Genomic DNA, 17,497 nt, shown 5'->3' with positions numbered 1-17,497 from the left:
TGCTTTGGCGTTTTTCCCAATCCCAAAACCCTGGCTGGCTCATTGAATCTACCTCGACCGCTTCATCACTACGATCTCATATTTGTCTCGGCCTAAAATACCTCTTCATGAATTTTTCGAGGTGCCCTTAAAATCATCCGGGTCTTCACCCAGGGTTTTCCGGGTAAATGGCGATCGTGCTTTTTGAGAATTCGCTTGAATCGGCACACAGGAGGGCAGTAACGTGCCTTTCTCAACCCGCTAATGAATTGTGACGCTAGCGTAGACCTGGATTTAGCAAAATGGGAGGTGTTCGGTGCTCATCGCAAAATGTAAACGGCTTATTAGGAAAGGATGTCCTATTGAGCATCCTTTGAATATTTTGAGAGTCAAAATAGCAGGCTATTCGAGGCTAGGAGGTAAGATACAAGAGACACGAACTTCTACTGGTGCCTCACATCGTCAATCGCCGATCGCCGTACCATTGGCTCAATTCCCGCTCAATCTCATCCAGCATAGCGATCGCCTCTCTGAGCGATTCTGCATCAGCCGCTAACAATGGAAACACTGACTCAATCTGTTGCTGATAATCAGAAGGACAAAGCGTAAAGCCATTCGCAAGCGCCACAGCGCCCTTCTCATTCAGCAGGTACATCTCATTTAGTGCAAAGAGTACGTGATTCATACACGCCACACAGCGAAAACAGCAGCTTACCACATAGGCAACATCACGCCGTGCAACTGCCTTCTGAGCCACCAACAACGCGAAACTGATTTCCCAGGCGAATTTGTGAATGGTTGCTTCCTTAAGCTTAGCTGGATAAGGTGTTGTCTTAGCCTTCAAAGCGGCTGAGCAGACCAAGAGCAACTTCACCCACGTAGCTCGAAGACACAAAGCCGTGAGGGTGTCCAGGTTGGTAGTCGATCGTAATTTGTCCACTGTGACAGTCATCAATGACGTGGTTGACTTGAACCACATCCCGATAGAGGAAATCGACTGGAATGCCTTCAATTCTTAGCCATCCTCCACCGTTAATCCAATTACCCCACTCGCCGATTGGGGTGATCAGGTTCGTGCGGTGCTTGTCGTCTAGTTCGGAGGCGAGGTGATTGAGCGCCAGGAAATTCGGCGGGTTCTCTGGCTGGTAATAAAGCCCCACATCGATATCTGACTTCAGTGTATGGTTGCCTCTTGCTCTTGAACCACCCAAAGCGATCGCCACAACTCCCTCAATTGAGCGCAAGCGATCGACGACAGAATGAATGAACTGGGGCAATGGCTCATTCATCACGACGAGTTCACCTCTATCGTCATCCCAGCCTGACGTAATCGCTCTGCCAGGACATCCCCTAATCCGGTGGCTGGCGTCAGAATGCCTCCCCGGGTTTCGCCACCGGGCAACTCATCCATTTGCAGAGCCAAGCTCAAGGCTGATTCACACACAAACTTGACTGTGGCTCGGTTGCCAGGGTCGGCCTGATCTCGAATCAGCCCTCGGATCTGACGCCCATCTACCGCAGTCCCTAACAATTCACAGCTGAACCATCCTTCATTCATCGTTTGCTCAGAGGGTCCCTCACCCGGTTTGGGCAAGATGGGCTGTAGCAGCGGTGGCACTAGCCTGTGCGATAGCACGTATCGCGTCTGGGGTTGTTGGAGAATTCCCATGAACAGTGCCAGACCCACTGTTACACCCGTTGCCTTCAGCCATGCGAGGGGTTCATCAAACTTGAGATATTCCTGATAGGTGAAGTCGGGTCCATAGGGTTCCTGCCATTCCTCGTACAAAGCACGACTACGGCGAACGATGCGAGTATTCACAACTCCCATGAAAAAAGGGGCCACCCAGGTGTTGAGGTTCGCATCAAAGGAGGGCATTTGCGGATCACGGTTCCGATCAACTTCAACTTGAGAGTAGGAGGCAGAGGGATTGAGAAAAAAGGGATGACTCATGTGGGCTGCCCCTGGCGAGTTGTAGAGATTCATGGCTGATGCCAGGGTGCCACCGTTGACACCGCCGAAGGCTTGGAAGTAAGCATTGACCTCCTGGCAGGGCACACCAAATTCTCGTTGCAGGTGACGAACCACTAGGTAAGTCCCCAGATCGGATGGCACTGAATCAAAGCCACAACAGGGGATGATCCGGGTTCCATCAATAGCCGCCTGAGCATGGTAGCGATCGATCAGGATTTTGACCCAGGGAGTTTCTCCGGTAATGTCCACGTAATGGGTTCTCAAGCGAACGCAGGCATCAACCAGGGCATTCGCGTAGAGGGCAAAGGGGCCAGCCGTGTTGAGAATCACGCGGGTTTGAGAGACAATCGCATCGATCGCCTGCTGATCCTGGCTATCCGCCATCAGCACCTCTACCCCAACCCCAATCGCATCTCGAACGGCTGCTAATTTCTGGCGGTTACGCCCCGCGATCGCCCACCGCACCCCTGCAAGAGACGCATGAGTGGCAAAGTACTGCACCGTCTGCTGACCGACAAAGCCACTGGCACCGTAGAGAACCACATCATAGGGACGTTCCGAAGCATGATCAGACATGGCAACAGCCCTCCTGAGAATGGCTATGGTCGAGAACGCATTTCTTGCTGGCGCATCGGCATCGCATTGATGGTGCGGTATAGCCTGGCTAAATCCATTGGGGCTTGGCTTCGCTGTTTTTCTGTGCCGTCTTTCCCAACTAAGATTACCGCAAACTCTTCCACCGAAACACCAAATTGTCGTCTGAGCCCGTCTGCTGATGCCGCACTGATGGATTGCCCATCGGCCTGGTTCTTTCCAGTTCCTAAAATTTCTACTAGCTTGAGGTCACGATCCGCTACACCCGCCCGATCCGCCTGCCAAATCTGTATCTGTTGCTGATAATCGGATGCACCAATTGAGGGGGCAAAGACCAACAGAATGCGGTGTTGCCATTGATAGTCACTCAACCTAAATTCGACTCCCTGTGAGCGACCGGAGGTCGCAGCAACGCTTGCTACCTTTGTCGATTGAGATTGAGGCGGGGTTGGTAAATCACTCATCGAGATGAAAGGCTGAGTGCCAACACAGCCCTGTAACAGGGATAGAAACACAAGTACAGGTAAAGACTGCATTACGAGACAGCAACAACTTCCTTACTGTAACCAAACTTCGGCAAGAGGGGTTGGTTCCTGAGGGAGAATTTTAGAGAACAGAGATCAAGCAGACCGGGAAGAAGCTGCTGCTAGCAACAAACCGGAGCCAGGTGGAGCAAAGGAATACCTTTTTTTTTGAATTGCTCGCACCTCCAACCCAGGTCGAGCGATCGCGATTCCTGAGCAGGACGAAACAACCAGCAAAATCTTGAGTACCAGGAGCCGCAGGCGTTTATAGTTTCGTTTCACAGGCTTCGGCCAACGTCCAAACGCCACCGACTGCTGTAACGCAAAACCGTCTTAAGGATTTGGACATCTAGCCAATATCCCGAACTGGACAATTCATGGTTAGACGTGAAAATCCATTCCTTCTTGGCGATCGCTCCACCCATGCGATCAAACCAGTTTTCCTGGAGCGGTGGGGTGAACTGAAGCCGCGAAACTCACCACTTCAGTTCACCCGCGACAAATTGCCAATCTGGAACTAATTTTAACGGCTTCAGACAAGGGTCAACGCTTTCGATCTATTTTCACTCGCTTATTCGGGTCTTGCTTGTGAACCCAAGCGAGGAATTTTTGTAGCTGAGGGTCTTGCTTCAGCTTCTCAAGCGTATTCAGGTGGAGGGCCAGATGGGAGTGGTCGTAGAGCGTATGGATTTGGCGGTGACAGACGGAGCAAATTTGAATGGTGGGGCTGGGGTCTTGACCCTTGCGTTTCGTCTTTTGACGAGGAATGAGGTGGTGTTCAGTGAGAGCAGACATCTCTCGCTGGCAAAGTTGGCAGGGCTGAGGCATCGCTTAGAAATCAGTGCAGGGTAGGGAACGGTGCCCCATCAATTTGATCCTAGCGATCGCCCTCCCGGTTCGACATTAAAACCCGTTCGGTTCCCCTGCATCAGGTAAATTTTGACTGGGATTGCAGGCTGAAGCAAATCTGGGTGGTAGTGCGATCTCATGCAACCGGATCGCGATCGCCAGCACTGGGCTGATTCGTTGGGGAACGCGCGATCGCTCCTGAGAAACCTGAACTATAATCACACCGAGCCCTCTAGAGATCTCTCGCAACTTCTATGAACAAGGGTGAACTCGTAGATGCCGTGGCAGAAAAAGCCAACGTGACCAAGAAGCAAGCCGAAGCCGCGCTCACAGCTGCGTTTGATGTGATTCAAGCCACTGTGGCGGCAGGAGACAAAGTCACGTTAGTCGGATTCGGAAGCTTTGAAGCCAGAGAGCGCCAAGCTCGCGAAGGTCGCAATCCCAAATCGGGGGAAGCGATGACCATCCCAGCCACAAAGGTTCCTGCCTTCTCTGCTGGAAAACTCTTTAAGGACAAAGTGGCAAGTTAAGCCGCTGCCTTTCAACCGCCGCTGCCTCCCCAAGTGGGAGGTTTTTTGTGGGGTGCGATCGCACCTTTCACGCCTCTGGCAATTCCTGAGACATCCGCTCAAGTTCCCGGCTGAGCGACTGATCGCAGTGGTGCACCGCTGCAATGTCCCATCTGCTAGCATCTGGGTCGCAAGAACCAAAGCACGATTTTGGGCGTTGCAGAATAGAGGGATGAATTGAGATTGTATTCGATGCCCCTATCCTTCAACAGGCACGGCTCACAACCTCAACCCTCGAAATGCCCCTAGATCTCCTCTTCTCCTCAGCGTCATCTCCCGAATGCCAATCTCAATTCAGCCCACAACGAGTCCTACAATCTATCGGTTGCGATCGCTTAACAATTCTGCGTAAGAGCCAGAAGCAGGCGTTATGATCGCGCTTGATGTTAATGCATCTCTGCCATTCAACTACACTTAGAATTAACCCAGATCTGAGGGCTTCAAAGCAATGGTGTAAGCGCTTCCTCAACTGATGACCGTAGCCAGATGGACTGGTATCCAGATGGCTACGGTCGCTACGAATTGTGGAATGGGGTCGTCATCGAGATGCAACCGACGGGTACGCATGAGCAAGTGGGTGGGTTTCTAGCGGGTGAGTTATTCCTAGAAATCAAGCGGTTTGCAGTTGCCCTACGTCATTCCTCGCCAAGCGATCGTCAAGCCAGTCGATACAGGTAAGTCAGGCTACAACCCCGATGTCATTGTTCTAGATCAGCCTGCGTTGGCGGAAGAACCCCTTTGGAAGAGACGCTCCACGATTACCCAAGGCACATCAGTGCGAGTTGTGATCGAGATTGTCAGCACCCATTGGCGCGACGACTATGGACACAAATTTATTGATTACGAGGCACTGCAAATCCCAGAGTATTGGATTGTTGAACATTACCTCGGCTTAGGGGGTAGGCGTTATATGGGCTCACCTAAACAACCAACCCTCTCGATTTACCAATTAGTTGACGGGGAGTATCAAGTTCAGCAGTTTCGGGGTAGCGATCGCATCATTTCTGCTGCCTTTCCAGAACTGCAACTCACCGCAGAGCAAGTCTTTGCAGTCGGCCAATAGGCTAGTTTTAGGCGATCGCATTTCCCTTCCTCACGGGTATCCAGGCAAAAACACTCATTCTGAAGCGACCCACGCCTCCCAAAGCAACGCCCGATCGCTCCAGGCAGAGCGCATTAAATTCCAGCGAACTTCAGGGGTGGTGCGACCAAATAAGTTCATCATCGTTTGCAACATTTCGGGGGTAGAGAGGGTATTTGCCAGAAAAGCAGTCCACTGCGATCGCGGCAACTGAAAGAAGGAGGCAAAGAAAGCCTGGAGCGTTTGTTCATCAAACCGCATCAAATTCTCTAAACCAAATAGGTAGAGGGCGCGTTTACGCCTCTCATCACTTGACCACAGCGTTTGCCATGCAAGTGCAGCAATTCTGGTGGAGGGAGCTTCCAGATTCTCAACCGCATGGGCGATCGCCTTCGCGACCCCAGGCGCACGTCGTAGCAGAGCCCGCACCATGTAACCTGAGGCGGGATGCACCAGACTCGCTGCCCCACCAAACCCCATCACTGCCTGGTCGAGCGAAGGTAACGGCAGATTCATGGGAAACAAACAGTATTCCACATGCTGCACTTCTTTCACCTGCACCCCTCGAAAGGCAAGCCGCTGCTCTAACCGCTGCTGCAACACCTCAAACGTCACAGCAGGACTGCTCGCCAATGACGTCTCTTCTATAAAAAAGACATCATTGCCTAAATCCATCGCGTAGAGGAAGGTGGGAGGCGCTTGGCGTTCCGCAGGTGACAGGTGATCTGAGCGGTAGTCCATCAAGACAAACTGCTGGGATTCAATCGGGGGTGCAGAGAATCTGCCCACGATGCCGTAGGCTGCCTGGTAAGCGATGCGATCGCTTTGGGGTCTTTTTAACAGCGCTGGTTTGTGACCACTGGCATCGATCACAAGTCTGGCGGATAAAGTCGTTCCTGCTGTGGTTGTGACACAAGAGCAATTAGCTAGATGCTCCACGGTGGCAGCAGTGCCCTGACACCAGGTCATTTTGCCGCGATCGCAGCGTTCCAAAAAATAGTTTTGAAGTTTGACGTTATCGAATAGGCCATATTCGCGTTGAAGCGAAATTTCTTGTTGAGCCGCATAAGCCACACTGTTTTGCCAACGGTGGCTCAAAAGATGCGTCAAGTTCATCGGGTCTAATTCATCACACCAGATCCCATAGGTGTTTGACCACTCAACCGGAGGCAGAACGGGCGCTAAACCCGCAACGTTCAATCCTTCATCACAAAGAGCAGCGGCGATCGCTAGTCCTGCGGGTCCAGAACCAAACACCAAAATCTAACCTCCACTTCTCAGAACAAAGCCACCCAAATATAGATTCAAGCTGGCTGATGCTAGTTTCTATCGCCATACTGCTCAACCACTTTCCCAGGGCTAATAAATGAAATTCCCTGCCCTCCAGAGGTGTTGATCATGACTGCTTCAATCACAGGTTCTGACACCGTTTTTTCTGCAACCCATTCCACCACAAAGTTTGCACCTGACCCACCACTCGTATCATCTGCTGCCACAAAGAAGCTAGTGGAAGCCAGGGGTTTTAGGGCCACTGGACGCTCAATCTCTTGCCGCATGAGTTGACCATCTGTATCGTAGTACTTCACAGAGGTAAGGATGATTGAATTGGTCGAGTCTGTATTGCGAACGCTAAGGGTCGCTGATAAATTCATGACCCGATCTTGGCTATTGTGATGATAGATATGCGAATAAATGGGAACATAAACGGTTTGCCCCATGACGATATCGGCTTGATTGAGGGGAACGGTTTGAAGCTGAGTTTCACGGTTTTGAACCGACACCGGATTTGACAAGCGGGTTTGAGGCGAGCAGGAAGCAAGCGCGATCGCCCCAATCACCCCAGCAACAGATGATGTTTCAGCCCCATCAACATTCACCCTATGATACTGAGGCAGCATTGGTTCTTCAACCATAGTCGGAACCCCTGTAGACTCAAACAGTAGTCACTCCATTTCCACTTCACCGCTTGGCACTGCTGGCTCGTTCCAGACTTGCTGACATTCAACACTATTTCTCTCACTTTCATTGAGGGTTAACCTTGGGATCAAGGGAGTCAAACGGACTCGACACCACAGGGGTGCGGGTGCTATCAGCATCGGTGCGGTTGAGGGTAGCACCCTTAGAAGGCAGTTGCCATCAGCGTTTTAACTCTTGCACCCATTCCGGTGCGCTGAGTGCGGTCGGTGCGTCGGGTGCAAGGTCAGGTTGGGACCGCACCGCCTCAGGAGATAAGTTGTGATTCGTCAGCCACTTCCTTAGAATCAAGGTCAAGGCAATATCAAGATATTGCTGGAAGGTTGGTATCCGATCACCTGTCGGTACAAGGCGTGCTCCTGAATTTGTCATAGACTGAGTGATCCAAAGTTGCGGGACAAGTTCAGTTTGATAATTGGTTGAGGTTGTCCCAGTTGTGCTTTGTTGTCGGCTGGGGTTCACTTGGACTAAAGCAGACGAAGTTTTACTGTAAGTCAGAGCAGAATTTGAGGGGGACGTGCTGTTTCAGTACCCTCTTTCCACCCACCCTCTGGGCGATACGGGCTCCGCACAGGCAAGCCAACGGGCTAGCAGTTTCTAATAACAAAGATACGGTTACGGTTGATGCTAGATAATCTCGTGGAATTTCTTGAAGTCATCCGGGTCTTCACCCCATTGTTTTCCGGGTAGGTTGCGATCGTGCTTTTTGAGAATGCGCCTGAATTTCCACTTGGCGGCTCGGTACTTATTGCTGGTGCCAGACTTGCCCACATTCCACACCATTTCAATGACTTTGGTTTGGGATTTGTAGACATCGAAGTTCTTCAGAACCACTTCTGTGAGCTGAGGGTTAATCTCAGGGTCGAGGGGGTCAAACTGGCTCGGCACCGCATTGGTGCGGGTGCGGTCTTCGTCGGTGCGGTGGGAGTCACTATCCTTAGAAGGCAGTTGCCATAAATGTTCTAACTCTTGCACTAAATCCGGTGCGGTGGGTGCATCCGGTGCGGGCTCATCTTGGCGCTGCACCGTCTCAACCCCTGAGTTATCTTGAGCAAAAGTGGATTCATCCGGTAGCGTAGAAAAATAAGCTTTACTGCCTTTGGGGATAAATAAGCCATAAAAGCGATTGGCTTTTTTCTCTGCCACTTTTTGACTGCGATGGGCATACTCTTGGTTGAGGGATTCTTTTTGCCAGGAAGAGACTCGCTTTTCAATCCCTTCTCGAATGGCTTCACCGAGATACAGAATCGCCGTTTGATTTAAGTCGGTAATCAATACCCCAATACTCGAGGCTTTGAGATTTTGTCCGGCGACCAGCAGCTTGACTTTTTCGGTGCGTCCCACCCGCCAGCAGAACTTCAGCAAATCTCCAGCAAAGGAGCTCGGAGACACGCGCTTGCGGATGAAATCCATCACATGCAGTTTCTCAGGGGGTAGCGTGGCCGCGAAGGTATCTAGCGTCTCTTCCATCACTTCTGGTTTGCAGCGATTCCACACCCCAGCAATCTCGGAGAACTCATCAAAGAAGTAAATCAGCGGCGTAAAGACGGGGAGGGGATTGTCGGGGACGGTGCGGCGCTTGAGCAGAGCATGGGTGTTCAAATCGAGGCGATAGAGGATTTCAGTGGCGGCTTCTAATAAGCCAAAGATGCTGGAGTCGAAATCGGCATACTTGAGCTTGCTGAGGTCTGTTTCTTCGTTGGGTTTGGGGTTAGTGAGAATCAAGCCCACATTGTCACCCAAATCTTGCTCCATCAGGAGAATCAGGTTGTTAATCAAGGTGGTCTTGCCTTCCCCAGAGTCTCCCATCAAGCAGATTTGCGGATTTTCCTTGACGAAGGTGGCGAGGTGACTCGGGTCGGGGTCTTGAATGGCATCGGCTCGAGCTTTGCGATCGCGCTCGAGAGCGTCCCAATCAGTGCCCGAGACATCAAAGATGAGCTTTAACCCCCCATCGATCGGCTCTATAATCGGGTCCGCACAACAACCGGGCACAGCAATCCGCAGCGATTTAAGCAGGTCTTTGTTAATTTTCTTGAGGGCTTCGCCACTAGAACGAATCGGGGTGCTGAGTTTGCCATCCACCAGCACGGGTAGCACTTCAAAGCACAGCTCAAAGCGATCGCGCGGCAGGGGTCGGACAAAGGGCTTTTTCACCACAATGCCATGCTCATACAAGCAGCGAATCGCTTCGCGCGCCAGGAGTTCTTCAGGGCCACTCCCTCGGGGCAGGTCTGGTTTTTTGAGGTTGTAAGACTCCTGCACGGCGGCATCGGCGATCGCGGCGTAGAATTCCTCGCGTTCGGCCCATTCCTGCTCAAAGTGCTGCACCATCAAGCGTTCCCGTTCATTCAGGGCATCTTCTTGGGCTTGGAGACGATCGCGCTCTTGGGCAATTTGCTCTCGCATGGCGGCTTCAAACTCTTCCTCACGCTCGCTTAATGCCGCTTCTCGGGCTTCGAGGCCTTGCTGTTGGCGATCGTAATGCTCTTCCAATAAGGCTTGTTCCTGGGTCAAGCGTTCCCGTTCTTTTTGCAGGCGATCATAGTCGAGGGCAATTCGTTCTCGCTCTGCTTCCATCTGCTCAAAGTTCACGACTTCTGCGGCTTGCAGTTGGGTTTGGAGTTGCATCAGGGCTTGTTCATACTGCTCAATCTCGCGTCGATGCTGCAATTGGAGGTTGTACTGCTGCCACTCATACCCCTCTCTAACTTCGTTGGCAACCTCAAGCAGGCGGGTATGTTCATCCGTGGCCTGGATAGTCTCTTCTTCCTGGGAGTAGCCGTAAGCCGCCGCCAGCGCGGCTCCACAGCCGACCCCTCGCAGAGAGACCCAGAGCCATTGATTGGAGCGATCGCCAATCCCCACAAAGCTAAACAGCGACAGGAGGGCCAGAACCACTAGGATATGATTTGAAGGGCGATCGCGAGCGGTCATATTGCACCCCCTCCAGTGGCAGCACTTAGAGTAATCCCAACAGCACACCCGCTAAGGCCGCTGTTGCGTAGATTTTGGCTTCCCGGTGATAGAGGGAATAATGGGGACTGGCTTCCAGCGTGGCAAAGTAGGTCAAGGTCACCATACCTACTCCTACTAGGACGATCAATCCCACATTGGGTAAGGAAAGCCTTTGGCTGACCACCAGCCAGCGCAGTCCCATCGTCAGCAGGTTGAGGCAGAGCAGGCAAGACAAGGCGATCGCGAGGCGTTTCATGAACGTGTTTCGGGTCCATCCCGCTCCATCGAGCATCAGCGTAAAGAGAAGCGAGATACCACTCCTCGCAGGTGCAGGTCATCTTCCTTGTCCACGTTCTTTTGGGTCGCTTCCTGAACCGAGAGGTGGATGCTTTGTACCTTCTCTCGGATGGCATCCTGGTTCATGCTCCACTCGCTGAGGGCCGACTGAGCATTATCGCTGGCGATCGCCACTCTGGCCCGTTTTTCCACGAGTTTGTGAGCGGCAGCGAGGAAATCACATTTGGTGGACTCGAGGTTAACCTTGGCAATGCCCACTTCTACCCGCTTTTGAGTCAGGCTAATGCGCTCTTTTTCTAACTCGGCTTCCGCGATCGCCAGTTTCACGCCGCGCTGTTGGCGTTTGAGGCGCTCCAGTTCCGTGTTGAGTTCAGTTTCGCTCAGCTCGCGCGTGCGGGGGGTAACGAGATGAGCATTTAGAGAAGGACGGGATTCATCGGGACTCGGAGAATACTTCACCATTCGTCGCATAGCATTACCTGCCTTGGCTTTGAGGGGACACAATCAGCGGGGCGGGAGTAGGGCGCACAGCCGCGCTGACGAGTAGGTAGGTGCCGATGCCTGCCATTGCCACCAGCGAGGTCACGATCAGCAGCACGGCCCACGTATCTTGACGGGAGAGCCAGTCATCCCAGCGCTTCCAAAGATTGACGTTAACGTGGATTTCCGTTGGTTGCTGCTCCGCCACCAGGCGTTGGGCTTGTAGGAGGGCTTGGGCGGTTTGTTGGGCTTGCTCACCCGCAACCCGTTGGGCTTCAAAGATGAGAGCAGCGGTGTCTTGAGGGGTGGGAATGTTCGTGGCGAAGCGGGGCAGCGGGCGATCGCTCGGTTGCTCTCTTCCGCTCACCCAAACGATCGCCGGAAGATGATAGGGCGCAACTGAGGTGGGCGCAGGGGTCGGATAGGACTCTGGGTAAGGTTCATGGAAGGTGGAGTCTGGGGTCGAATAGGCGGCACCACCCGAAGGGTATGGCGTGAGGGAAGGGCTGGGAGCCGGAACGATCGCTCCCGGAGGTTGAGTGTGCGTTACTAAAGCTTGCTTAAACGCTTGTGACTGGGGGGTATTGACGAGATCCGCAAGCATCAACAAACCCACCAGAGTGTAGAACAAGCGCTCCACATGGTCCGTTCCTCGGATTTTTAGGTAATGCTGGCCTTCCACAAGGCGCGGGTAGTGCTTGCGCAAATGATAGTCATTCGGCACCCCGAAAGCCGCTAAAGTCAAGCGATGGGGGAAGAGATAACCGAAAGTTGGGTCTGCAATCAGGTGTTGGAGGTAAGGATTGGGCGTCATAGCCTTGAAGTCTCCTGGCGTGAGGATTTAAGGAAGCGGACTAGAGTCTTGAGGCTCTGAGTCCACGAGTTGCGGCAAGTAGGCATCGAGGGCTTGGCAGAGGACCGCATCCCAAGACAGGGTGGGATGCATATTGAGTACCTGTTGGAGCTGGTCAAACAGCGAGTCGGGGAGTTGAATTTCGGTGGTAATCATTGGGGGTACCTCAGGAAATGAGTCCTAGTGGATAATTAGTCACTAGGACAAAACAGTGAATGCCTAGGGCAGGGGTTTTCTAGGCTGAGCGTTGGGCGATCGCCCCCGATCCAAGCCCAGCCACCTAGCACAGCAACCGCGAGGACCAGGACAATCAGATAGAGGGGGACGGTGGAGATTCGCTGGGATTCGACAGCAGACCCAACTTTTTTGCCAGTTCCACCCGAACCGCTTCCGTGGCTTGCACCATGCTGCCGACTTCGGTAATGGCGAGTTCAGTGCCGAGACGGGTGCCCTTCTGGCTAGCCTGTTCTCTTAAAGCAGCTTCCAGCGTTTGGTCGTTGGTCACAAACTGTTGCAGCGTCGTGTTTAAGCTCGCGATCGCCTCGGTCAGCCGTTGAGTGGAGTCAATGACGCTCAGGTTCAAGCTTTCAACCTGCGGCACAGCGATCGGGGTCTCGGAGGGCCTTAGCGTGATAGCGGTGGTGGGAGCAGCAGTTTGAACCTGCTCAGCAGGCGGCTTTGAGATTTGATAAGCCGCCACGAGGTCTGGGTTTTGCTCCCAAACTTTAGCTTTCCAAGCCTCAAGCGGTAGCCCTGAGAGACGGTAATCACCCATGAGTTCGATGCAAAGCGGGGTGTAGCGATCGTCGGGCAGTCTTAAATCCACCTCACTAAACCAAGGGCACGCTTCTTTGATCTTTTGAAACCACTGCTGGACAGACTTGCGGGATACGCCGTAGTACTCCGCGATCGCTTTCGTGAACTGCGGCTCGCTCGGTCGCCACAGGACTAAATGAGAATTCGCACCACCTTCGTGAGAAGTGATAAGGGAAGTCGTAGCTTCTGGGCTCAAAGGCTCCTGAGTGGGTTGCAGTTGCGTTTCCTGGGAATCGGTAATCGGGTCTGCGATCGGCTTAAAAGCCAATACATCAAGGTATTTAGTCATGTTCGTAAGCCCTTAAAAAATGTTCGTAGATAGCAACTGGCGGCGTGGGTAGACGATAAGAAAGTTGCGCCTAGTTCATACGAATCATGCTAGATTAGGTTCAGAACTTAGTCAACGAGGTTCTGAACTTTTGCAGAGAGTTTCAATGAAGTTCAGCGTAGGGGATACGATAAACATGAACAACTCAATATTTTTTCAAGACGTGCCTACGAACAGAGAGCGGATCACTTTTGTCTGTGATCTTGAATTAAAAGCTTTTTTGGAAAAGCAAGCGAGTACTGAAAAGCGTTCGCTCTCAAACTTTATTGAAAAAATACTTGAAGACGTAGCTAAACAAAGCGGCTATACCCCGCCAGAAGAAAATCAGGGTAAATAATTGCTCCAGCATTGCAGTACGAGAAGGACAGAGTCAGTAGCTAAGCCGTCTCAACTCTCCTTAACAACCTGATCTACTAGGAAACTAATTGTTCCTAAGACTTGGACTGCCCATATCTAAAACGGCGTATTTACAAAAATTTTGAACTTGTAATTAATGCAGCCTAAGCCTGTCCCAAGCCAGGTTGAGAGATGCAGAGGGAGCCAATGAGAAAGCGATCGCCCACTTTCCACAGCAGCGATCGCCCTCAAATAACCCTTAGTTAAAAGGTGTATACCTATGCTATCAAGATTTCCTCGACGCAACCCCATTGTCGCGCCCGATCAGATTTTTAGTGCTGGCTTTCGGGATGGGATAAATCGACGTACTCATCACCCGCAGTTCTGCAACAACAGCAGCTACCTCCAGGGTTATGCAGAAGGATGCCGTTCTATCCCTGACTCCTGCAATACCCAGATCAGGTTTAGCTGCCCTACATGCCAACAGGATGAGCAGCGGCTGAACGCTACTGTCGGCTCAAGATCTATCCAGAGATCTGCTCGAAAGGTTGGGCAAGCAGTTTCCGAACTCATTCCCTTCTCACGCCGTTCTACCCTCGACTCAGCGCTTCAAGCAATGTGGATCTGGGAGCAAGACCAAAAACGCTTCGACTTTGGCACGGTTGCCCTCGGCTACCACAATGGCTGGTGGTTAGTGCTGGTCTCTAAAGACTTACATGATTTGGCTTTGCCGTTCTAAGCATCCGCTCAAGCATCTCTAAAGGAGAGCGATCGCTTGACTCTCAAGAGGGTGGCGATCGCTCTACCAACCAGCCCTCTCATTGATTAGTCATTTCCTCAGTAGGGAGATAGAACCTCAATTCTCTCCCTACTAGCCAACAATTAACGACCCAAACCATCATCCATCCTGTCACCCACCTCAGTTGTGGGTCAGTTTCTGATGTCATATTTCGCTTCTGTCACTGCCGACCCTAGTTCCCCTGGCGGCTCAGGCTTGCCTGCTGTTCTGGGAAATTCTCTCGTTTTAGACCTCGATGCATTCCCAGAACTTCATTGGCTCCCCACCTATCTCACACTCCTCAACTCCCTCCACTACGACCGCGATCGCTTAACTCAGGCAATTCAAGCAATTACCGAGGAAGGAGAAGTTTATCGCGACCAGTGGATTGAGACCTACACCAAGAGCAAGAACGGTAAGCAATATCTTTACTACCAACTGCGCTGGCTGACCGGAGAATACAAGCCCTCAGGACAGCCCAAAGTCAAAACTAAACATCTCTCCCATCGCGTCGTGGGAGAAGTGAGAGCCGCGATCGCCCGAGGCCATCAAGTAGAAGTGCTAGAGCAACAACGCCAAGCCGTTGAGGCAGAAATCACCCGACTTCAACAGCTTGTGCGGGGAACCGGCAGACGGCTCCAACGAGCGGCTTCCCAGCACTCACAGCAGCTAGGTTAAACCACCTTCCGTCAAGCCTTTGAACTCATCAGAAAAATACAAATATGAACTCCAAAACCTTGGAAGTCAATTCCATTCCCATTCCCCCTCAACTCACCGGGCTCCTTAAACAAGCACTGGGCAGAACAGGCACCGGATTTGATGAAGGGGCATTCCTGCAACAACTGCACTATTGGACCGTCAACTCGGAAACGAGGGGTTGGCTGAGCAATGGGGTGAAGTGGATCTATAACTCCCTCAAAGCTTGGCAAAAACAGTTTCCTTGGATGAGCGAGTACGGCTTAAGAAAAGCGATCGCCAACCTGAAAAAATTGGGTCTCATCCAAACGGCTCAACATTGGCTTACTCAGTACAAGCGCGTGATGTTCTATCGCATTAACTATGAGAGATTGCAGGCGTTTGCGGGCAACTTGTGCGATCTCATCACACCTCGATCCGTGAACAGCGATCGCCTCGACGTGCGAAGTAATCGCACCTCAAATTCAGAGACCTCTTCAGAGATTTCTTTTTCAGAACAAGCAACAGTGGTTGTTGCAGAAGCTGAAAGAGTTGAAACAGTGGCAACCGTTAAAGCTGGGGAGTTGTCCGAGTTGCCAAAGTCGAGCGATCGCTGTTCTGTTCCCAGTACCGAGTTGAGCAATTCTGCTAAAGACAACTCTTGCGTCCCTAGTTCTGGGAATTTTTTGAACAATCAAGACTTAGAATTCCCAGAACTCATTGAGGCTGTCGCCCAAGCGCTCGGGCGGCCCTCCGGTTCTTCACTACCAAAGTCACTGAAGGTAGCGATCGCTCAGTTTCCAGACCGAGTCCCAGCCGCGATCGCCTACCTCCAACACCAGCAACAGCGACACTCCATCCGTAATCCGATCGCCTATCTACATCAAGCCATTGCCCAAGGCTGGAGCCTGTCTATCGCGGGATCTGCCACTTCTGCACTAGCAACTGACTTCAAACAGTGGTTTGATTGGGCCAAAGCGCAAGGTAAAGTGCTTGCAGCGACCACATTAAACGGGGTTCATCACACTCTCCATGTGCACCAGGGTTGGGTTCCTACTGAGCAATTGATGCAGAATCTTACAATGATGTCTTATGAGTAGAGTGCATAGGTTCCATGAATATAGGCTTTCAAGGTTTCAGTACCTTTACACGGTGATTTTGAGAATTTAGACATCGTACAGGGCTGATAGAGCTTGAAATTTTTGCCGGAAGCGGTCGCGCAGCGCATCTGGTGCAATAATTTCACAATTTTCCCAGTAGCGAGAGACTTCTCGAATGAGCCAGAAGGGATTAGCAACTCGACGGGCAACTTGACGAACATCACCAATGACTAGATTTTCATCATCCCCTGGCTTAGGTTCATACGCATTGGCCATCCATCCCTTAAATTGTAAGTACACTTTTATGGAATCAAGTTTTCCTCGCCATTCTCCTTCAATAGGCTGAATGTCCTGAATGCGATCGAACCGGAGGCAGCGGTTGTGCCAAAGCTCCGGTAAATCAGGAATATCTGCTTCAACATCCGCCGTTTCTTCGCACCAAATTTGTAAATAGAAACGCTTTTCTTGGAAGTGAACTTCGGCATAACGCGCATTAAATTCAAGCAATGTTCCTTGTGAGTTACGGTAGGAAACCCAAAATGGCTGCTTTTGTGCGATGTACTGGTCAATTTGCTCTCGCCATGCAGCGATCGACTGGGTAAGTTGTTGCAGCAACGTTTGTCGTAATGGAGCTTCTAGATCTCCTTGCTCTAACAAGATTGTAATTACACTTTTTGCTGCTTCGATGCAGCCTGCATCAATCAGAAGTTTGACTGATTGCCGTAAAGCATCAATCTGCCCTGGGATCAAAGGGCGAAACATTCCAACTTCTACTTCTTCTTGAGCAATTGCTGCAACTAATTTTGAGGCACTAGGGCTTTCACCCCAACGCAAGTCTAACCGTCCAGCGATCGCCTCTAGCTTTTCTTTTGTACCGGGCGGAACAGATAGCGTTAACGTTTCCTTCTTTCTAGGCATTTTGAGAGAAGATCAAGAAATTTAGTTGCACTTCTTAGAAGTCTGTGTGATACTTCGTTTTGTAAGCATATTTTATCACAGCACTAGCTTTAAGTGCAGATATGGCGGTTTACCCAGGAAGTTTGTGATGACACAATTGAAACGGTTGTCTTCAGTTCTGAGTGATGGGCACTGGCATTCAACTGGGGAACTGGTGCAGGAAGTGGGGCACCGCTTTTCTGCAACGATGCATATTGCTACTAAGAAACATGGCTACCAAATTGAAAAACGTAGGGGGAGCGATCGCCAGTATGAGTATCGGGCGATCGCTGTTACCAAACGCTCTAGTTAGAGTGATTGCTAGACGGGAATATTACCAGAGGCGATTCAAAATAGAGAGATTTTCATACTGTTTAGCGTTCATCTCATTAATC

The 17,497-nt window shown here is 51.4% G+C and carries 24 protein-coding genes and 1 pseudogene; 9 read left to right on the top strand and 16 right to left on the bottom strand.

The window, feature by feature from the left end:
• Positions 1-433 precede the first annotated feature (433 nt).
• The 5 genes from KME12_17200 to KME12_17180 all read right to left on the bottom strand — a co-directional run bounded on the left by KME12_17200 (position 434) and on the right by KME12_17180 (position 3,354).
• Positions 434-664, bottom strand: coding sequence for a hypothetical protein (locus KME12_17200; GenBank protein MBW4489525.1), 231 nt, complete (start codon positions 662-664; stop codon positions 434-436).
• A 148-nt stretch (positions 665-812) separates the two neighbouring features.
• The gene (locus KME12_17195) at positions 813-1,268 is read right to left on the bottom strand and encodes a nucleotidyltransferase domain-containing protein (GenBank protein MBW4489524.1); all 456 of its coding nucleotides are present in this window, start codon (positions 1,266-1,268) and stop codon (positions 813-815) included.
• Positions 1,268-2,530 (bottom strand): saccharopine dehydrogenase NADP-binding domain-containing protein, encoded by a 1,263-nt coding sequence (locus tag KME12_17190; protein ID MBW4489523.1) that lies wholly within the window; start codon positions 2,528-2,530, stop codon positions 1,268-1,270. The genes KME12_17195 and KME12_17190 overlap by 1 nt, the downstream gene beginning before the upstream one ends.
• A gap of 23 nt (positions 2,531-2,553) precedes the next feature.
• Entirely contained in the window at positions 2,554-3,084 is a 531-nt protein-coding gene (locus KME12_17185; GenBank protein MBW4489522.1) for a DUF4174 domain-containing protein, read from the bottom strand.
• Positions 3,085-3,168: 84 nt separating this feature from the next.
• Positions 3,169-3,354 (bottom strand): hypothetical protein, encoded by a 186-nt coding sequence (locus tag KME12_17180; GenBank protein MBW4489521.1) that lies wholly within the window; start codon positions 3,352-3,354, stop codon positions 3,169-3,171.
• A 95-nt stretch (positions 3,355-3,449) separates the two neighbouring features.
• Here KME12_17180 and KME12_17175 point away from each other — a divergent pair, with 95 nt between their 5' ends.
• Entirely contained in the window at positions 3,450-3,593 is a 144-nt protein-coding gene (locus KME12_17175; protein ID MBW4489520.1) for a hypothetical protein, read from the top strand.
• A gap of 22 nt (positions 3,594-3,615) precedes the next feature.
• Here KME12_17175 and KME12_17170 read toward each other — a convergent pair whose 3' ends face one another.
• Both KME12_17170 and KME12_17165 read right to left on the bottom strand, forming a co-directional pair.
• Positions 3,616-3,900: an HNH endonuclease gene (locus tag KME12_17170; protein ID MBW4489519.1), complete on the bottom strand. Its 285-nt coding sequence runs from the start codon at positions 3,898-3,900 to the stop codon at positions 3,616-3,618.
• Positions 3,901-3,975: 75 nt separating this feature from the next.
• Positions 3,976-4,143 carry a hypothetical protein gene (locus KME12_17165; protein MBW4489518.1) on the bottom strand — a complete coding sequence of 56 codons (168 nt, stop codon included), beginning with the start codon at positions 4,141-4,143 and terminating at the stop codon, positions 3,976-3,978.
• 32 nt (positions 4,144-4,175) lie between these two features.
• On the opposite strand from KME12_17165, the gene KME12_17160 reads away from it, so the two are divergent.
• Entirely contained in the window at positions 4,176-4,451 is a 276-nt protein-coding gene (locus KME12_17160) for an HU family DNA-binding protein (protein ID MBW4489517.1), read from the top strand.
• A gap of 525 nt (positions 4,452-4,976) precedes the next feature.
• Positions 4,977-5,553: pseudogene (locus KME12_17155) on the top strand (Uma2 family endonuclease).
• A gap of 54 nt (positions 5,554-5,607) precedes the next feature.
• Here KME12_17155 and KME12_17150 read toward each other — a convergent pair.
• Positions 5,608-6,828, bottom strand: a complete 1,221-nt coding sequence (locus KME12_17150; GenBank protein ID MBW4489516.1) for a lycopene cyclase family protein — start codon at positions 6,826-6,828, stop codon at positions 5,608-5,610.
• 62 nt (positions 6,829-6,890) lie between these two features.
• Positions 6,891-7,469: a DUF3124 domain-containing protein gene (locus KME12_17145; protein MBW4489515.1), complete on the bottom strand. Its 579-nt coding sequence runs from the start codon at positions 7,467-7,469 to the stop codon at positions 6,891-6,893.
• Between the two features lie 140 nt (positions 7,470-7,609).
• On the opposite strand from KME12_17145, the gene KME12_17140 reads away from it, so the two are divergent.
• Complete coding sequence (locus KME12_17140) at positions 7,610-7,810, top strand: hypothetical protein (GenBank protein ID MBW4489514.1); 201 nt, start codon at positions 7,610-7,612, stop codon at positions 7,808-7,810.
• Positions 7,811-8,172: 362 nt separating this feature from the next.
• Here KME12_17140 and KME12_17135 read toward each other — a convergent pair whose 3' ends face one another.
• From KME12_17135 to KME12_17110, 6 genes are all read right to left on the bottom strand, one after another.
• Positions 8,173-10,482, bottom strand: coding sequence for a hypothetical protein (locus KME12_17135; GenBank protein MBW4489513.1), 2,310 nt, complete (start codon positions 10,480-10,482; stop codon positions 8,173-8,175).
• A 25-nt stretch (positions 10,483-10,507) separates the two neighbouring features.
• Positions 10,508-10,759 (bottom strand): hypothetical protein, encoded by a 252-nt coding sequence (locus tag KME12_17130; protein MBW4489512.1) that lies wholly within the window; start codon positions 10,757-10,759, stop codon positions 10,508-10,510.
• A 35-nt stretch (positions 10,760-10,794) separates the two neighbouring features.
• The gene (locus KME12_17125) at positions 10,795-11,271 is read right to left on the bottom strand and encodes a hypothetical protein (protein ID MBW4489511.1); all 477 of its coding nucleotides are present in this window, start codon (positions 11,269-11,271) and stop codon (positions 10,795-10,797) included.
• 4 nt (positions 11,272-11,275) lie between these two features.
• The gene (locus KME12_17120; GenBank protein ID MBW4489510.1) at positions 11,276-12,094 is read right to left on the bottom strand and encodes a hypothetical protein; all 819 of its coding nucleotides are present in this window, start codon (positions 12,092-12,094) and stop codon (positions 11,276-11,278) included.
• Positions 12,095-12,121: 27 nt separating this feature from the next.
• On the bottom strand, positions 12,122-12,289 hold the full coding sequence (locus KME12_17115) for a hypothetical protein (protein ID MBW4489509.1): 168 nt from the start codon (positions 12,287-12,289) through the stop codon (positions 12,122-12,124).
• Between the two features lie 154 nt (positions 12,290-12,443).
• Positions 12,444-13,238 carry a hypothetical protein gene (locus tag KME12_17110; GenBank protein ID MBW4489508.1) on the bottom strand — a complete coding sequence of 265 codons (795 nt, stop codon included), beginning with the start codon at positions 13,236-13,238 and terminating at the stop codon, positions 12,444-12,446.
• A 145-nt stretch (positions 13,239-13,383) separates the two neighbouring features.
• On the opposite strand from KME12_17110, the gene KME12_17105 reads away from it, so the two are divergent.
• The 4 genes from KME12_17105 to KME12_17090 all read left to right on the top strand — a co-directional run bounded on the left by KME12_17105 (position 13,384) and on the right by KME12_17090 (position 16,166).
• Positions 13,384-13,614 (top strand): hypothetical protein, encoded by a 231-nt coding sequence (locus KME12_17105; protein MBW4489507.1) that lies wholly within the window; start codon positions 13,384-13,386, stop codon positions 13,612-13,614.
• 279 nt (positions 13,615-13,893) lie between these two features.
• Positions 13,894-14,352, top strand: coding sequence for a hypothetical protein (locus KME12_17100; protein MBW4489506.1), 459 nt, complete (start codon positions 13,894-13,896; stop codon positions 14,350-14,352).
• A 201-nt stretch (positions 14,353-14,553) separates the two neighbouring features.
• Positions 14,554-15,069: a hypothetical protein gene (locus KME12_17095; protein ID MBW4489505.1), complete on the top strand. Its 516-nt coding sequence runs from the start codon at positions 14,554-14,556 to the stop codon at positions 15,067-15,069.
• Between the two features lie 44 nt (positions 15,070-15,113).
• Complete coding sequence (locus tag KME12_17090; protein ID MBW4489504.1) at positions 15,114-16,166, top strand: hypothetical protein; 1,053 nt, start codon at positions 15,114-15,116, stop codon at positions 16,164-16,166.
• 66 nt (positions 16,167-16,232) lie between these two features.
• Here KME12_17090 and KME12_17085 read toward each other — a convergent pair whose 3' ends face one another.
• Positions 16,233-17,084 (bottom strand): WYL domain-containing protein, encoded by an 852-nt coding sequence (locus tag KME12_17085; protein MBW4489503.1) that lies wholly within the window; start codon positions 17,082-17,084, stop codon positions 16,233-16,235.
• Positions 17,085-17,211: 127 nt separating this feature from the next.
• Here KME12_17085 and KME12_17080 point away from each other — a divergent pair, with 127 nt between their 5' ends.
• Entirely contained in the window at positions 17,212-17,415 is a 204-nt protein-coding gene (locus KME12_17080; protein MBW4489502.1) for a hypothetical protein, read from the top strand.
• Positions 17,416-17,497: the final 82 nt, after the last annotated feature.

It is taken from the genome of Trichocoleus desertorum ATA4-8-CV12 (assembly GCA_019358975.1).
Taxonomy (GTDB): domain Bacteria; phylum Cyanobacteriota; class Cyanobacteriia; order FACHB-46; family FACHB-46; genus Trichocoleus; species Trichocoleus desertorum_A.
The sequence above is the reverse complement of the archived record's forward strand: the minus strand, read 5'-3'. Positions and strand labels throughout refer to the sequence as shown.

Bases quoted from the DNA above. Each gene is read 5' to 3' on its own strand.
- KME12_17200 (MBW4489525.1), bottom strand. From the start codon at position 664: ATGAATCACGTACTCTTTGCACTAAATGAGATGTACCTGCTGAATGAG.
- KME12_17195 (MBW4489524.1), bottom strand. From the start codon at position 1,268: ATGAATGAGCCATTGCCCCAGTTCATTCATTCTGTCGTCGATCGCTTG.
- KME12_17190 (MBW4489523.1), bottom strand. From the start codon at position 2,530: ATGTCTGATCATGCTTCGGAACGTCCCTATGATGTGGTTCTCTACGGT.
- KME12_17185 (MBW4489522.1), bottom strand. From the start codon at position 3,084: ATGCAGTCTTTACCTGTACTTGTGTTTCTATCCCTGTTACAGGGCTGT.
- KME12_17175 (MBW4489520.1), top strand. From the start codon at position 3,450: ATGGTTAGACGTGAAAATCCATTCCTTCTTGGCGATCGCTCCACCCAT.
- KME12_17170 (MBW4489519.1), bottom strand. From the start codon at position 3,900: ATGCCTCAGCCCTGCCAACTTTGCCAGCGAGAGATGTCTGCTCTCACT.
- KME12_17160 (MBW4489517.1), top strand. From the start codon at position 4,176: ATGAACAAGGGTGAACTCGTAGATGCCGTGGCAGAAAAAGCCAACGTG.
- KME12_17145 (MBW4489515.1), bottom strand. From the start codon at position 7,469: ATGCTGCCTCAGTATCATAGGGTGAATGTTGATGGGGCTGAAACATCA.
- KME12_17135 (MBW4489513.1), bottom strand. From the start codon at position 10,482: ATGACCGCTCGCGATCGCCCTTCAAATCATATCCTAGTGGTTCTGGCC.
- KME12_17130 (MBW4489512.1), bottom strand. From the start codon at position 10,759: ATGAAACGCCTCGCGATCGCCTTGTCTTGCCTGCTCTGCCTCAACCTG.
- KME12_17125 (MBW4489511.1), bottom strand. From the start codon at position 11,271: ATGCGACGAATGGTGAAGTATTCTCCGAGTCCCGATGAATCCCGTCCT.
- KME12_17120 (MBW4489510.1), bottom strand. From the start codon at position 12,094: ATGACGCCCAATCCTTACCTCCAACACCTGATTGCAGACCCAACTTTC.
- KME12_17115 (MBW4489509.1), bottom strand. From the start codon at position 12,289: ATGATTACCACCGAAATTCAACTCCCCGACTCGCTGTTTGACCAGCTC.
- KME12_17110 (MBW4489508.1), bottom strand. From the start codon at position 13,238: ATGACTAAATACCTTGATGTATTGGCTTTTAAGCCGATCGCAGACCCG.
- KME12_17105 (MBW4489507.1), top strand. From the start codon at position 13,384: ATGAAGTTCAGCGTAGGGGATACGATAAACATGAACAACTCAATATTT.
- KME12_17100 (MBW4489506.1), top strand. From the start codon at position 13,894: ATGCTATCAAGATTTCCTCGACGCAACCCCATTGTCGCGCCCGATCAG.
- KME12_17095 (MBW4489505.1), top strand. From the start codon at position 14,554: ATGTCATATTTCGCTTCTGTCACTGCCGACCCTAGTTCCCCTGGCGGC.
- KME12_17090 (MBW4489504.1), top strand. From the start codon at position 15,114: ATGAACTCCAAAACCTTGGAAGTCAATTCCATTCCCATTCCCCCTCAA.
- KME12_17085 (MBW4489503.1), bottom strand. From the start codon at position 17,084: ATGCCTAGAAAGAAGGAAACGTTAACGCTATCTGTTCCGCCCGGTACA.
- KME12_17080 (MBW4489502.1), top strand. From the start codon at position 17,212: ATGACACAATTGAAACGGTTGTCTTCAGTTCTGAGTGATGGGCACTGG.